Origin of the sequence: Haemophilus parainfluenzae, from assembly GCF_900450995.1 — a bacterium.
Classification (GTDB): domain Bacteria; phylum Pseudomonadota; class Gammaproteobacteria; order Enterobacterales; family Pasteurellaceae; genus Haemophilus_D; species Haemophilus_D parainfluenzae_O.
The window spans coordinates 2,159,155-2,171,544 of the sequence record NZ_UGHY01000002.1; the positions used below are offsets into that span (position 1 = coordinate 2,159,155).

The 12,390-nt window shown below is 40.1% G+C and carries 19 protein-coding genes and 2 pseudogenes; 3 read left to right on the forward strand and 18 right to left on the reverse strand.

Annotated elements, in window-relative coordinates:
• The 3 genes from DX522_RS10900 to cdd all read left to right on the forward strand — a co-directional run bounded on the left by DX522_RS10900 (position 1) and on the right by cdd (position 2,253).
• The gene (locus DX522_RS10900; RefSeq protein WP_115180811.1) at positions 1-813 is read left to right on the forward strand and encodes an ABC transporter ATP-binding protein; all 813 of its coding nucleotides are present in this window, start codon (positions 1-3) and stop codon (positions 811-813) included.
• 139 nt (positions 814-952) lie between these two features.
• Complete coding sequence (locus tag DX522_RS10905) at positions 953-1,318, forward strand: SMI1/KNR4 family protein (RefSeq protein WP_115180812.1); 366 nt, start codon at positions 953-955, stop codon at positions 1,316-1,318.
• A 59-nt stretch (positions 1,319-1,377) separates the two neighbouring features.
• A complete protein-coding gene (gene cdd, locus DX522_RS10910) occupies positions 1,378-2,253 on the forward strand; it encodes a cytidine deaminase (RefSeq protein ID WP_115180813.1) in 876 nt (291 codons plus the stop codon).
• 77 nt (positions 2,254-2,330) lie between these two features.
• On the opposite strand, the gene metE is transcribed toward cdd, so the two are convergent.
• The 18 genes and pseudogenes from metE to DX522_RS11805 form a co-directional block, all read right to left on the reverse strand.
• Positions 2,331-4,613, reverse strand: a complete 2,283-nt coding sequence (gene metE, locus DX522_RS10915; protein WP_115180814.1) for a 5-methyltetrahydropteroyltriglutamate--homocysteine S-methyltransferase — start codon at positions 4,611-4,613, stop codon at positions 2,331-2,333.
• A gap of 242 nt (positions 4,614-4,855) precedes the next feature.
• The gene (locus DX522_RS10920) at positions 4,856-5,062 is read right to left on the reverse strand and encodes a hypothetical protein (RefSeq protein ID WP_262054221.1); all 207 of its coding nucleotides are present in this window, start codon (positions 5,060-5,062) and stop codon (positions 4,856-4,858) included.
• A gap of 251 nt (positions 5,063-5,313) precedes the next feature.
• On the reverse strand, positions 5,314-5,523 hold the full coding sequence (locus DX522_RS10925; RefSeq protein WP_005696093.1) for a molybdopterin-binding protein: 210 nt from the start codon (positions 5,521-5,523) through the stop codon (positions 5,314-5,316).
• Between the two features lie 198 nt (positions 5,524-5,721).
• Positions 5,722-6,051: a TusE/DsrC/DsvC family sulfur relay protein gene (locus DX522_RS10930; protein WP_115180815.1), complete on the reverse strand. Its 330-nt coding sequence runs from the start codon at positions 6,049-6,051 to the stop codon at positions 5,722-5,724.
• Position 6,052: 1 nt separating this feature from the next.
• Complete coding sequence (gene ttcA, locus DX522_RS10935; protein ID WP_070592095.1) at positions 6,053-6,982, reverse strand: tRNA 2-thiocytidine(32) synthetase TtcA; 930 nt, start codon at positions 6,980-6,982, stop codon at positions 6,053-6,055.
• Between the two features lie 220 nt (positions 6,983-7,202).
• Positions 7,203-7,469: a hypothetical protein gene (locus DX522_RS10940; RefSeq protein WP_262054222.1), complete on the reverse strand. Its 267-nt coding sequence runs from the start codon at positions 7,467-7,469 to the stop codon at positions 7,203-7,205.
• Between the two features lie 22 nt (positions 7,470-7,491).
• Entirely contained in the window at positions 7,492-7,770 is a 279-nt protein-coding gene (locus DX522_RS10945; RefSeq protein ID WP_115180816.1) for a hypothetical protein, read from the reverse strand.
• Between the two features lie 50 nt (positions 7,771-7,820).
• Positions 7,821-8,081, reverse strand: a complete 261-nt coding sequence (locus tag DX522_RS10950) for a KilA-N domain-containing protein (protein WP_262054223.1) — start codon at positions 8,079-8,081, stop codon at positions 7,821-7,823.
• Between the two features lie 262 nt (positions 8,082-8,343).
• Positions 8,344-8,469, reverse strand: coding sequence for a hypothetical protein (locus DX522_RS11790; RefSeq protein ID WP_262054224.1), 126 nt, complete (start codon positions 8,467-8,469; stop codon positions 8,344-8,346).
• A 46-nt stretch (positions 8,470-8,515) separates the two neighbouring features.
• Positions 8,516-9,436 (reverse strand): DNA cytosine methyltransferase, encoded by a 921-nt coding sequence (locus DX522_RS10955; protein WP_115180817.1) that lies wholly within the window; start codon positions 9,434-9,436, stop codon positions 8,516-8,518.
• Positions 9,430-9,768 (reverse strand): hypothetical protein, encoded by a 339-nt coding sequence (locus DX522_RS10960; RefSeq protein ID WP_115180818.1) that lies wholly within the window; start codon positions 9,766-9,768, stop codon positions 9,430-9,432. Before DX522_RS10960 ends, DX522_RS10955 begins: the two co-directional genes overlap by 7 nt.
• Positions 9,761-9,976, reverse strand: a complete 216-nt coding sequence (locus DX522_RS11795) for a hypothetical protein (protein ID WP_262054308.1) — start codon at positions 9,974-9,976, stop codon at positions 9,761-9,763. Before DX522_RS11795 ends, DX522_RS10960 begins: the two co-directional genes overlap by 8 nt.
• A 60-nt stretch (positions 9,977-10,036) precedes the next feature.
• A pseudogene (locus DX522_RS12090) lies at positions 10,037-10,279 on the reverse strand (hypothetical protein); the annotation flags it as partial.
• Positions 10,280-10,326: 47 nt separating this feature from the next.
• Positions 10,327-10,575, reverse strand: a pseudogene (locus DX522_RS12095) (hypothetical protein); the annotation flags it as partial.
• 50 nt (positions 10,576-10,625) lie between these two features.
• Positions 10,626-11,063, reverse strand: coding sequence for a single-stranded DNA-binding protein (locus tag DX522_RS10970; RefSeq protein ID WP_115180819.1), 438 nt, complete (start codon positions 11,061-11,063; stop codon positions 10,626-10,628).
• A gap of 9 nt (positions 11,064-11,072) precedes the next feature.
• Positions 11,073-11,726, reverse strand: coding sequence for an ERF family protein (locus DX522_RS10975; protein WP_115180820.1), 654 nt, complete (start codon positions 11,724-11,726; stop codon positions 11,073-11,075).
• A 10-nt stretch (positions 11,727-11,736) separates the two neighbouring features.
• A complete protein-coding gene (locus DX522_RS10980; RefSeq protein WP_115180821.1) occupies positions 11,737-12,237 on the reverse strand; it encodes a siphovirus Gp157 family protein in 501 nt (166 codons plus the stop codon).
• Between the two features lie 9 nt (positions 12,238-12,246).
• Entirely contained in the window at positions 12,247-12,390 is a 144-nt protein-coding gene (locus tag DX522_RS11805) for a hypothetical protein (RefSeq protein WP_154685869.1), read from the reverse strand.

Consider the following 12,390-nt stretch of genomic DNA (forward strand, 5'->3'; position numbering starts at 1 on the left):
ATGAGCAGTAGTATTAAAGTCATTAAAGAACAAAACATCATCGATTTAGAAAATATCGTGGTGCAATTTCCTTCTCGCGATGGTTCATTGTTTGGACGTAAAAAATTCACTGCTGTGAATAATGTGAGTCTTGGCATTAAAGCGGGGGAAACCATCGGTTTAGTTGGGGAGTCTGGCTGCGGAAAATCTACCTTAGCCAACGTAATCATTGGACTTCTTAAACCGACATCAGGTTTAGTGAAATTCAATGGTTTACAAATGCAATATGGCAGCTCAGAAGCGAGAAAACAATTCGGTCGCCAAGTATCGGTCATTTTCCAAGACCCGGCAACCGCACTGAATCCTCGTATGAAAGTGTTAGATATTTTGCGTGATCCAATGGATATTCACAATGTTTTACACCCCCATGAACGGGAAAAACGTGTGTATGACTTGCTTTCTCGCGTCGGTTTGCCTCGTTCAGCTGCACAAGTTGAGCCAACCCGTTTATCTGGCGGGCAAAAACAACGTGTGGCGATTGCACGTGCCTTAGCGCTGAATCCAAAACTGATTGTTGCGGATGAACCGACTTCTGCGCTAGACGTATCCGTTCGTGCTCAGGTGCTAAACTTATTGGCGGACTTGAAAAAAGAACTCAATCTTGCCATGGTGTTTATCTCCCACGATATCCAAACCGTACGCCAAGTATCTGACCGTATTGTCGTGATGTACGGTGGTCAAATTTTGGAAACCGGTAGCACTGAAGATATTTTCAATCACCCAACCGTGGACTACACCCGAAAACTACTTGGTGTTGCCCCATCGTTGTTATAAAACGAGTGAATAAAACATCTTAATTTATAACCGCACTTTTAAAGTGCGGTTATTTTTTTATGATTTTTCTTGCATAGACTTGAAAACTTAGATAAAAGATTACTTATCTTTACAGATGAATCGTAATTGTGGAGTAATTATGCAAACTAAATTTAATTTATATCCTAAAGAACAATTACCTGAAAACTTTAAGTTTCCTCAGTCTTATATTGATTTATCCAGTAATATGGAAAAGATAAATGAATTGGAATATTTTCCTTGGTGGTTTGAGAATCATAGAGACAGTATTATTCAACATTCAGCTATTTTAGAAGAAATAACTGGTGTTCCGAATTTAATTTCTTTTGCTAGAAATGGTGATTTAGCAGCTTGCTTTGACCTAACTGACTATTCAGGAAATCCTTGGGTATACGTATATGATTTAGGAACTAATGATCCACCTTATGAAAAAGACTCTTTTGATGAATGGTTGTCAGAAGAAATAAAAGCTGTTAAAGATGGTTAAAATGGACTATTTAAATTTAAGTATCGTAGAATAGGCATATAAATATAAGGAAATTTAACATGCAACAAAAAATTCAACAAGCATTAGCCGATTCGCCACTTTCAAATGCAATTTTTTCTGCATTAGAAGAACAAGAATGGAAAGGTTTTTTACCGGCTGAAAAAGTGCGGTCAATTTGTGATGAATTTAAGCTTACGCCTGTTCAATTAGGTTTGGCGCTTTTGCCCGTAGCGGCTTGTTATAGTCACACACCCATTTCAGAATTTCATGTCGGAGCGATTGCGATTGGTGAAAGTGGTGATTTTTACTTTGGTGCGAATCAAGAGTTTCAGGGTGGCAGCATGGCTCAAACCATCCATGCTGAACAAAGTGCGATTAGCCATGCATGGTTACGCAATGAACCTCGCATCACGGATATCGTGGTGAATTACACGCCTTGTGGTCACTGCCGTCAATTTATGAATGAGCTTTATCAAGCGGAAGATTTAAAGATCCATTTGCCACACAGCCAAAATAATCCACTTCCTCAATATTTACCCGATAGCTTTGGCCCGAAAGATTTAGGCGTTGATTTGCTTCTATTAAACAAAGAAGAACAAGGTTTCACTTTGACGACGGAAGATGAAGTGGCAAATAAAGCGATTTTAGGGGCAAACCGAGCACATTCACCTTATTCTAAAAGCCCGCATGGTGTAGGCATTTTATTTAAAAATGGTGAAATGATTTGTGGTCGATATGCAGAAAATGCAGCATTTAATCCAAGCTTACCGGCTATGCAAACCGCCATTAATTTTGCTTATTTAAATCAATTGGATGTATCAAAAATTGAGCGAGTGGTATTTGCAGAGAAACCGTTGCGTTTAAGTCACCGCAAGATGGCAGAGCAGTTATTGAAGAGCCTCTGCAAGGTGAAAATGGAATATATTAGCCTGTAAAGTGCGGTCAAAAATTAATGAGTTTTTAATTAAAAGAAAAGGCGAACAGAGATAATCTCTCATGTTCGCCTTTATTTTTACTGATTTAATGCTAATTCAGCACGTAATTTTTTCGTGACATCAACCATCACTTTTAATGCCGCAATTGTTTCTGGCCAACCGCGAGTTTTTAATCCACAGTCTGGGTTCACCCATAAACGTTCTTTCGGCACAACTTGTAATGCTTTGCGAAGAAGATGTTCAATTTCTTCTGCTGCAGGTACGCGTGGACTATGAATATCATATACACCTGGGCCAATATCATTCGGGTATTTGAAATCACCAAATGCGGTGAGTAATTCCATGTCAGAACGCGAGGTTTCGATAGTAATGACATCGGCATCTAAAGCTGCAATAGCCGGTAGAATATCGTTAAATTCGGAATAACACATGTGCGTATGAATTTGGGTATCATCTTGGCAACCCATTGAGCTTAAACGGAAGGCTTCGCCCGCCCATTTCAAATACGCATCCCAATCTGCACGTTTTAACGGTAAACCTTCGCGAATAGCCGGCTCATCAATTTGAATCACTTTGATGCCTGCCTTTTCTAAATCTAATACTTCATCAGAAAGTGCTACCGCAATTTGTTTACAAACTGTTTCACGGGAAATATCGTTACGCACGAAAGACCATTGTAAGATCGTGACTGGGCCAGTCAGCATGCCTTTCATCACCTTATTGGTCAGGCTTTGGGCATATTGCGACCAACGCACTGTCATTGGTTCTGGGCGAGTAACATCACCGTAAATCACTGGTGGTTTCACGCAACGTGAACCATAACTTTGTACCCAACCAAATTTGGTGAAAGCAAAACCATCGAGTAGTTCGCCGAAATATTCCACCATGTCGTTACGTTCTGCTTCGCCATGCACCAATACATCTAAGTCTAGTTTTTCTTGCTCTCGTACAACAAATTCAATTTCTTTTTTCATTGCTGCTTCGTAATCAACTAAGCTGAGTTCGCCTTTTTTGAAGGCGGCACGTGCATGACGAATTGCTGTCGTTTGTGGGAAAGAACCAATATTTGTGGTGGGCAGAAGTGGTAAATTTAACCACGCATTTTGTAATTTAATGCGTTCCGCAAATGGCGATTTACGTTGGTCAGCATTTTTCGGTAAGTTTGCTAAACGTTCTGCCACACAAGTGCGGTGGATTTCACGCGAGTTTTTTCGTGCATCTGCAGCTGCTTGAGAAGCAGCTAATTCAGCTTGAACGGCTTCACGACCTTGCTCAAGTGCGGTCTTAATAACACGTAATTCTTGAATTTTTTGTAATGTGAAAGCCAACCATTGATATAGTTCAGGTTTATTTGCTTGAAGTTGCGTTTCAACTTCTAAATCATAAGGCGAGTGGAGAAGTGAGCAGCTTGGCGCAATCCACAAACGATCGCCTAATTTCGCTTTTAATGGCTCAACCACATCTAACACTTGATTCAAGTTTGCACGCCAAATATTACGACCATCAATGATACCCACAGATAAGATTTTGTCATAATCCGCAAAGGCAGCGAGTTGTTCTGGTGCGCGTACTAAGTCGATGTGCAAACCTGCTACAGGTAAGGCTTTTAACAAATCAGCGTGTTCTGCCACAGAACCGAAATAAGTCGCAAGCAATAATTTTGCTTTCACTTGTTCAGCAAAAGTAGCGTAAACCGCTTTATAAGCCGCAATCCATTCTATCGGTAAATCTAAGGTGAGAGCGGGTTCATCAATTTGAATGTATTCCACACCTTCTGCAGCTAACGTATTTAAGATTTCAACATAAACCGGCACGAGTTGTGCTAATAAATCAAAGCGATTAAATGTCGCACCTTTTTCTTTACCTAACCAAAGAAAGGTGAGTGGACCAACGATTGTTGGTTTAACTTGATATCCAAGCGCTTTAGCTTCACGAATTTGTGTTACATAATGTGTTGGATTTGCTTTAAATTGTGTTTCTTTATGGAATTCTGGCACGAGATAGTGATAGTTGGTATCGAACCATTTTGTCATTTCAATCGCAAATTGGGTTTTATTACCACGCGCTAATTGGAAATATTGATCGAGTGTTAAGTTTTGGCTATCGAAACCAAAGCGAGCAGGAATCGCACCTGTTGCCACTTGTAAATCTAAAATGTGATCGTAAAGTGTGAAATCAGCCACCGCGACAAAATCAGCATTTGCCTTGGCTTGGTGTTGCCAGTTTAGTTCACGTAATCTTTTTGCAATATCTAATAAATCCGCTTCCGCAATTTCGCCACGCCAGTAACGCTCTTGAGCAAATTTAAGTTCACGCTTTGCACCAACACGCGGAAATCCTGCTAAATGAAATGTTGTCATATTTAATCCTTCTATTGTTTTGTTTAGTTTAGACGTCTAAACGTCTGTTCATTAATAGAATGCAATAGAATAAAAGATTATACAAGTTCATAATTTTCAGGTTTTAAATGAATTAAATTAATAAACAAAAAAAGACCGCACTTTAAGCTTTCTAAAAGTGCGGTCTTTTTTGTATGAGGTTTTATAGTGTTATAAGGCAGTGACGAAAGTAATCAAGCCTAGAATCACACTTGGTGTATTAGCTAATGAAATAGGCAAATACGTTTTTCTTTTAACAAACCATAAGCCACCCATAAACTACAGTTGATCATCGTGGCAAAAGGTTGTAACCAACCACCTTTTTGACCCGATAAATTTAGACCAATTTGTTGTAAGTAAGACACATACATACAAACAGAAATAAATGTTGCGGCATAGCCTAAAATGGTAATAAAACGTTGGTTTGTCATTTGCTCTCCTAAGTTTAACAGAATAATCCGAAACCAGATTATTAACTAAAAATTGATAATATGTATAAATTACACATAATAATCAAATAAAACTCAGTAAACGGCAAGATAAAGCAAAGATTGTTTCATTTTAGTTAAGGATAAAATGCATTTTATTAAGAAGGGAATAAAGAGATTAGAGAAAAAAAGACAAAAAAATAACCGCACTTTATCCAGTGCGGTTATATAGATTCTGAACAGTTTAGTTGAGATTATTCAACACCAACCATTACAGAGGTCGCTTTGATAATCGCATATGCTTCTTTACCAACTGCTAAACCTAATTCTTTTACTGCATCGATAGAGATGGTAGAAGAAATGATGTTACCGTTACCGATATCAATGTGTACGATTGCGTTCACAGAACCAGTTTCGATTGATTTTACAGTACCTTTAAGTTGGTTTCTTGCACTAATTTTCATTTAGCATTTCCTTATGTTTAAGTTAAAAAGAGTGGGTATTATATAGATAAATATATAAGTTAAAAATACTACTTAATTGGTAATAAACCTTTCAAGATTTGCTCGGCATTTTCTTTGCTTAACGTATAACCGTAATTAATCTATTTGACTAGAATTTAAGTAAAAAATAACCGCACTTTTTCATGCGGTTACGTTATTCTATAAGCATTTAGCTGGTTTTGGCAGACCTGCCAGTTTCGTTGCTTGCTTAGCAGGTCCGTCAGGGAAGAGTCGTTGCAAATAGCGGCTATTACCTTTATCGGCACCTAATTTTTCTGACATTGCTTTTACCAGCATTCGAATCGCAGGAGAGGTGTTATATTCTTGGTAAAAATCACGCACAAAATAAATCACTTCCCAGTGAGCATCGGTCAGTTCTACACCTTCTAGCTGAGCGATGCGTTTTGCTACATCCTCATTCCAATCAGCAATATTAAGTAAATAGCCAAAGGCGTCTGTTTCGATTTGTTTTTCTTGCACGGTAATCATATTAATTCACTTCTTTAAAGCTGATCATTTCGTTATCGGAGTAGTCAGACGTATCTTCATCATCAAATTTCATTGGCTCGATGCGTTCTTCATCAAATGCGGTATCCCCTTCAATGCCATCAAGTGATTGACCATGTTTAATACCTTTGAAATCGAAGAGTTTTGGGTCACATAAGTGTGACAACGTAATATTTTGCATGGCGCTAAACATGGTTTCTAAGCGACCTGGATATTGACGGTCCCAAGTATTTAACATTTCTTTCACCACTTGACGTTGTAAATTTGGTTGAGAACCACACAAATTACAAGGGATAATTGGGAATTCTTTCGCTACGGCATATTTTTCAATATCTTTTTCTTTACAATAAGCCAATGGACGAATCACGATTTGCTTGCCGTCATCAGAAATTAATTTCGGAGGCATCGATTTTAGTTTCCCACCGTAGAACATATTCAGGAACAGGGTAGCCAGCATATCATCACGATGGTGTCCAAGTGCAATTTTTGTTGCGCCAAGTTCAGTTGCCGTACGGTATAAAATACCACGGCGTAGACGAGAACAGAGAGAGCAAGTTGTTTTGCCTTCTGGGATTTTCTCTTTCACGATGCCATAAGTATTTTCTTCAACGATTTTATAATCCACACCAATACTTTGCAGATATTCAGGTAAAACATGCTCCGGAAAACCGGGCTGTTTTTGGTCTAAATTGACTGCAACGATATCAAATTTAATCGGAGCGCTTTGTTGTAAATTCAACAAAATATCAAGAAGTGTATAGCTGTCTTTACCCCCAGAAAGACAAACCATTACTTTATCGCCATCTTCAATCATACCGAAATCAGCAATTGCATTGCCAACATTGCGGCGAAGACGTTTTTGCAGTTTATTGAAATTATAAGTCTGTTTTTTATCTTGGTTTTGTTCTGTCATATTGATTTACTTTAGCTAATAAAAAAGCCCTGAATAACTTCAGAGCTTATAAATTCTGTGGTGCCTAGGGTCAGTTTCTTTCTATATTGATTTCGAAAGAGATTTTTAACTTTTGGCGTAATTTTGGCGTAGTTGCTCTAAAACGGATTGAATAAAATATCCTTATTTAGAGCATTATATCATAGAAGTGGATTGTGCCAATGGTGGGAAATTTGAAAGGTTATTTGATGCGCTTGGCGTTAATTCTACACCAGCGAATAACTTCGCCAGCTATCCATCTCGGGTGTGATTTCTCTTTTAATCTCACACCTTTTGGGAAGCTCGGTTGCTTAACGATAACGTTCGCAGTGTGCTGATATGGGCAGCCAACGAGAGCTGCTACATAATCAAGAGAGATTAAGTTCTGACTTTTCTCTGTGAAAGCTGATGCCGCCATAATCTTAATTGCCTCTGACATTTCTTTTTGTGTTTTATCAGGTAATTCCATTATTAAGCTCCAATAAAAACCGCTATTTGGTTGATTTGAATCTAGCTGCCTGTATCTCATTTACAGCTTTGTAAATTCTGTATCTTTGAGAAACTGGAATTTTTAATTCGGCAGGATACATTTCGAAAAATGCGTATCCATTGCCAGTCCAAAAACTTGCCATATTTCTTTTGTGAACCACGGTGAAGTGGTTTAGAAACCAATCCTGTGGATTGTTCTCTAGACTATCTATCAACTCTTTCCATGGGGAGACAGGTTTTCGTTTTAGTAATCTACAAATAAATAATGGTGTAGCGTTCATTTTTTTACTCCAATAAAAAACCGCCATAAGAGCGGTTATAACGAATTATTTTAGTTGTAGGCTATTACAAGTTCTTCGCAAGCGTAAGTGCTTGGATTTTTACCGCCACGAACCGTCTTTACTGCCGAAGTAGGAATTCCTACTTTGCTCTCAATCTCTATTTCAGAGATTAATTCTTTAGTTTGTTGGTTTGATAAAAATAAGACTGGCTTATGCTTTTGCTCACCGCCACTTGCTCTATGCAAATCTGTTAGTGAATAAAGATTGTCTAATTGACGAATTGAACTATTTAGAATTGTTAAGTTTGACATTTTTTGTACCTTTCGTTTTAGTTTAGTTAGTCGTTCGCTTAGTGGGCGGACGGGCTTCAACTACCAACGAAAGATGGCGGAGCTTATTCCCTTTCGGTGTTTTATTTAGCTCTCTCGACCCGACCATAAACGATCGATACCTAAATTTCAGGTACAAAAAAACCGCTTTTGGACGGGCGGATAACCGTCTTTCGTTTGTAGTACGGTTATCATAATCCGAAATTAAGCGGTATGTCAATGTAAATCAATTATTTTCAATATCTTATCCAATCACCCAACAAAACGCTTTCCACGCAACGCCAAAGAATAAACCTATCCAAGCTCCAGCCATCGCAATGACGAAAGCGCCAGCCAATAAATAGAATAGCCATTCTATAAATGCTTTCATTTTCCCTCCTAAAACAAAAGGCGTTCCAAGTGAGCGCCTATTGGATTTATTTGTTTAAATAATTAATCATCCTTTCCCCGATCCACTTAATAACCGGTACAGCCATACTATTGCCGATAGCTTTATAGCGCGGGCTATCCGGGCAATCTTCGGCTGGTTTATTTCGATACGCTATTTGCGTATAACCTGGCGGAAACCCCATTAACTTTTCGCACTCGCTCGGAGTAAGCCATCGTAAGCCGTTTTTTTCGCCGACAATGACCTCGCTATCGTTAAATCTCCGTCCGCTTTTAGCTGTAAGAGTAGGGGCAATCGCCTCACTTCGCGTTTCGCAAGATACGCAATCGCATTTTTGCTCAAGTAATATCTGGGCGATACTTCGCGGTCTAGCACTTGCCACAACAAACACCCGACGGCGTCGTTGGGCAACTCCGAAGTATTGAGCATCGAGGATTCGCCACGCGATAGTGCGGGCTGAATGCACATAACCAGAGTTTGCCCATCTTGCCCCTGCCGGTTGTAATGGCTCACGTTCTTGAGCCAATCCAGCCAGAAAGTGTCCGAATGCGTTGTCCTTGGTGGATAGCAAACCCGGAACGTTTTCCCATAACAAGACGCACGGTTGTTTTCTGTCAATAAATCTAACATAATCAATAGCTTCCAAAATATGTATGAGGGTTAGAGTAAGATTTCCGCGCTCATCATCAAGTGAGTTGCGCAAGCCAGCGACCGAAAATGCTTGGCAAGGAGTTCCGCCAACAAGCACATCCGGCGCAGGGATTTCTCTGTTTATGATTTTTAACGGTAGCATGGTCATGTCCCCATGATTTGGCACATCAGGATAATGATGAGCAAGTACCGAGCACGGAAACGGCTCAATCTCCGAAAACCAGACTGGCGACATCATACCCGACCACGCAACACTGACAGCCTCAATACCCGAACAAACCGATCCGTATGTCAGCATTTTTTATCCCCGTACAGTTTTAAATCAACCACAGGCAACACATCAACAAGCGGACGTGCCGTGTTGTAGTCTTGCGGTGCATTAAATTGACTTTTGGCCCACTCAACAAAATTATTTACGTAGTTATTAACTACCGCAGGATAGTTTGCCGATTCCGCTGTCCGGATAATGTCATTTCGCAACTCAGAACCAAACATAAGCCAACTGTATTTAGCGTCATCTAACGCCAGAGTAACAGACGACGGGTCACCACTATTCATACGCACATAAAAATAACACCCAAAAATATCGGAAAATCTTGAGTAGGGGATATTGATATTAATTTCATTCATCTTTAACACCTAAGATTCGACTTTTCGCCACTTCAATTAGCAATTTGTATTCATTTTTTGTTTTATCATCATGAACCTTGGCTGATTTTGCTAAAAACTCATCAACCGTACCAGTAAAACAGCCACGCGTTACAATTAGTCCGTCTTTGCCGTTAAACACGGTTAGTGTGCCGTTTTCCGAACCGACATTAGTTGCCCCAAAAATCATTTTACGCTCGGAAATTACCGCATAAGATCTAACCCGAGCGTTACCGGACACCCAAGCGTCACCGTACACCCGAGCGTCACCGGACACCCAAGCGTCACCGTACACCCGAGCGTCACCGTACACCCGAGCGTTACCGGACACCCAAGCGTCACCGTACACCCGAGCGTCACCGGACACCCAAGCGTCACCGTACACCCGAGCGTCACCGTACACCCAAGCGTTACCGGACACCCAAGCGTCACCGTACACCCGAGCGTCACCGGACACCCAAGCGTCACCGTACACCCGAGCGTCACCGTACACCGAGCGTCACCGTACACCCAAGCGTCACCGTACACCCAAGCGTTACCGGACACCCAAGCGTTACCGGACACCCGAGCGTCACCGTACACCCAAGCGTTACCGGACACCCAAGCGTTACCTGATAATGACTGATCTAAATTTTTTTCTGACTCAACAAACCCACCAAGTTGTCCCGCCACTACTACGCCAAACGAAACTAGAGCTCTAATTCGGTATAGCTTTTTACCACTCCAATGCACAACAAATTCATCGGTTAGCTCGTATTTCTTTTGTTGTTCTTTCATTTTTAACCTCATTAATTTGGATAATAAAAAAGCCACTATTTGTTAGTGGCTAGTGATGTAATTCAGAATGGAATATTGTCGTCAAAGCTATCATCTTGTTCAGCCATGGCGCTCAATGGATCGATTTTTTCTTTACCTTTGGTTGGCTGTTGCATCTCATTTCTTGCTTTACTGTCTAGCATTTCAAACGATTGTGTTGCTACTTTAAGTGCGGTGCGGTTATTGCCGTTTTGGTCTTGCCAGCTTTCCTGTGCCAGTTTTCCTGTTACACAGATTTTTGAGCCTTTTTGCAGATATTGTCTTGCTACATCAGCAGAGTTGCCGTGCACCACAATGGGTATCCAATGGGTACGTTTAACTGTATTACCTTGTTTATCTCGGTAATCATCACCGATAGCAAGATTAAATGTGGCAATTTGCCCGCCATTTTGGAATTGGCGGATTTCTGGATCGCCACCTAAATGACCGATTAATATGACAGTGTTGGTATTACGAGCCATAGTTTTTCCTTACATTAAATTAAGTAAATAATCGTTATACATTAGATTGTATTCATCAACGAGATCGGGGTGTTTTTCCTTTAACCAAACGATAGACTTATCGTAAATTTTACCGCACTCCTCTTTGGTTTTTCCTTTCAGTCTATCCTTAAGTTGCTCTATAATCGATTTGCTAGTTACATTAGCTTGAGTAGAGCTCATAGCCTGCGGGGTCGATTTGTTGGAGTTGTTTGGCCGCTCGGACTTTGGGGACGATGACTGCTCACGCTTTCCCACGCTTGCCGCATCATCATCTTCTTGCGCCATAAATAACATTGCAGTTAAAGCGTAACGACGTGCATAGGTAATGGCTGCACCAACTTGCTGAGCATCGTTAGCTTGCTTAACTCCAGCCTTAACCAATGGATAACAACTCCGTAAAAACTGCCCGCTTTTATGAAATAGCGTTGTCACTAGTGTTGGCTCGTCATTTAGGACAGTAACAAGTTGCGTGATAACTAAATTATGTTCCGCGAGAATTGGGCGACAGGTATCAAGCACTTTGCTTAGTTCTGCGTATTTATAACCATAACCTTGTTTATCTTTGCTTAGATTGCCAAGCTGGCTAATCGCTTGAATAAGTTCAGGCATAAGCTCACTTAAATTTGCACTTTGCAGTTCCATTTCTCTTTCCTTATCTAATTGTCAGAACTTGACTATCAACCAATTTTGCACCAGGAATTTCTTCCCCTGCTTTTAATCGTGCTTTAATTTCGGTTTTATTTGCTGTGATTTTTACATTAACAAGGGTTTCATCGCAGTTGTTGGCGAGAAATAAATCTTCGTCTAATTGCACCGCACTTTGCTTACTTTCACAGTAAGAAATGGTAAACAAGGGACAGTTAATTTTTACTGTGCCTGTTGCTTCCATATTGTGTTTGAGATAGTTTTTAATCTGCTCAATACCGTTTTGGCGCTGCTTTTTCATTGCTTGCAAGCGTTTAATTTCAGCATCAATTACTTCAATGTCGCCTTCTGTATTTTTAATGACATAGACGACATTTTCCGCTTTTTTGTCAAAATCTTGCTGCACCGCATCTAATGCTTTGGCAATATCCGCATTGTCTGCAAATTCAGGATTTTCGAGTAATTCTTTAATGTTTTCGAGTTGTTCGGTGATTTCGTAAAGTTTCATGATAATTCCTTAAAATGGTAGTGGATTGTGCTGGATATATTCAATTTCAGCTTGTAATTCTTCTGGCGTAATTCGTTCTTGCCATAACCAATTTCGAATAGCATTTAGCAATTCCGCCTTGCTTTCTAGGCGTTCACGCGGTGTTTCTTCCAT

What these genes read in the sequence shown, in the direction of transcription:
- DX522_RS10900 (WP_115180811.1), top strand. Translation starts at nt 1, where the DNA reads ATGAGCAGTAGTATTAAAGTCATTAAAGAACAAAACATCATCGATTTA.
- DX522_RS10905 (WP_115180812.1), top strand. Translation starts at nt 953, where the DNA reads ATGCAAACTAAATTTAATTTATATCCTAAAGAACAATTACCTGAAAAC.
- cdd (WP_115180813.1), top strand. Translation starts at nt 1,378, where the DNA reads ATGCAACAAAAAATTCAACAAGCATTAGCCGATTCGCCACTTTCAAAT.
- metE (WP_115180814.1), bottom strand. Translation starts at nt 4,613, where the DNA reads ATGACAACATTTCATTTAGCAGGATTTCCGCGTGTTGGTGCAAAGCGT.
- DX522_RS10920 (WP_262054221.1), bottom strand. Translation starts at nt 5,062, where the DNA reads ATGACAAACCAACGTTTTATTACCATTTTAGGCTATGCCGCAACATTT.
- DX522_RS10925 (WP_005696093.1), bottom strand. Translation starts at nt 5,523, where the DNA reads ATGAAAATTAGTGCAAGAAACCAACTTAAAGGTACTGTAAAATCAATC.
- DX522_RS10930 (WP_115180815.1), bottom strand. Translation starts at nt 6,051, where the DNA reads ATGATTACCGTGCAAGAAAAACAAATCGAAACAGACGCCTTTGGCTAT.
- ttcA (WP_070592095.1), bottom strand. Translation starts at nt 6,982, where the DNA reads ATGACAGAACAAAACCAAGATAAAAAACAGACTTATAATTTCAATAAA.
- DX522_RS10940 (WP_262054222.1), bottom strand. Translation starts at nt 7,469, where the DNA reads ATGGAATTACCTGATAAAACACAAAAAGAAATGTCAGAGGCAATTAAG.
- DX522_RS10945 (WP_115180816.1), bottom strand. Translation starts at nt 7,770, where the DNA reads ATGAACGCTACACCATTATTTATTTGTAGATTACTAAAACGAAAACCT.
- DX522_RS10950 (WP_262054223.1), bottom strand. Translation starts at nt 8,081, where the DNA reads ATGTCAAACTTAACAATTCTAAATAGTTCAATTCGTCAATTAGACAAT.
- DX522_RS11790 (WP_262054224.1), bottom strand. Translation starts at nt 8,469, where the DNA reads ATGAAAGCATTTATAGAATGGCTATTCTATTTATTGGCTGGCGCTTTC.
- DX522_RS10955 (WP_115180817.1), bottom strand. Translation starts at nt 9,436, where the DNA reads ATGCTGACATACGGATCGGTTTGTTCGGGTATTGAGGCTGTCAGTGTT.
- DX522_RS10960 (WP_115180818.1), bottom strand. Translation starts at nt 9,768, where the DNA reads ATGAATGAAATTAATATCAATATCCCCTACTCAAGATTTTCCGATATT.
- DX522_RS11795 (WP_262054308.1), bottom strand. Translation starts at nt 9,976, where the DNA reads ATGATTTTTGGGGCAACTAATGTCGGTTCGGAAAACGGCACACTAACC.
- DX522_RS10970 (WP_115180819.1), bottom strand. Translation starts at nt 11,063, where the DNA reads ATGGCTCGTAATACCAACACTGTCATATTAATCGGTCATTTAGGTGGC.
- DX522_RS10975 (WP_115180820.1), bottom strand. Translation starts at nt 11,726, where the DNA reads ATGGAACTGCAAAGTGCAAATTTAAGTGAGCTTATGCCTGAACTTATT.
- DX522_RS10980 (WP_115180821.1), bottom strand. Translation starts at nt 12,237, where the DNA reads ATGAAACTTTACGAAATCACCGAACAACTCGAAAACATTAAAGAATTA.
- DX522_RS11805 (WP_154685869.1), bottom strand. Translation starts at nt 12,390, where the DNA reads ATGGAAGAAACACCGCGTGAACGCCTAGAAAGCAAGGCGGAATTGCTA.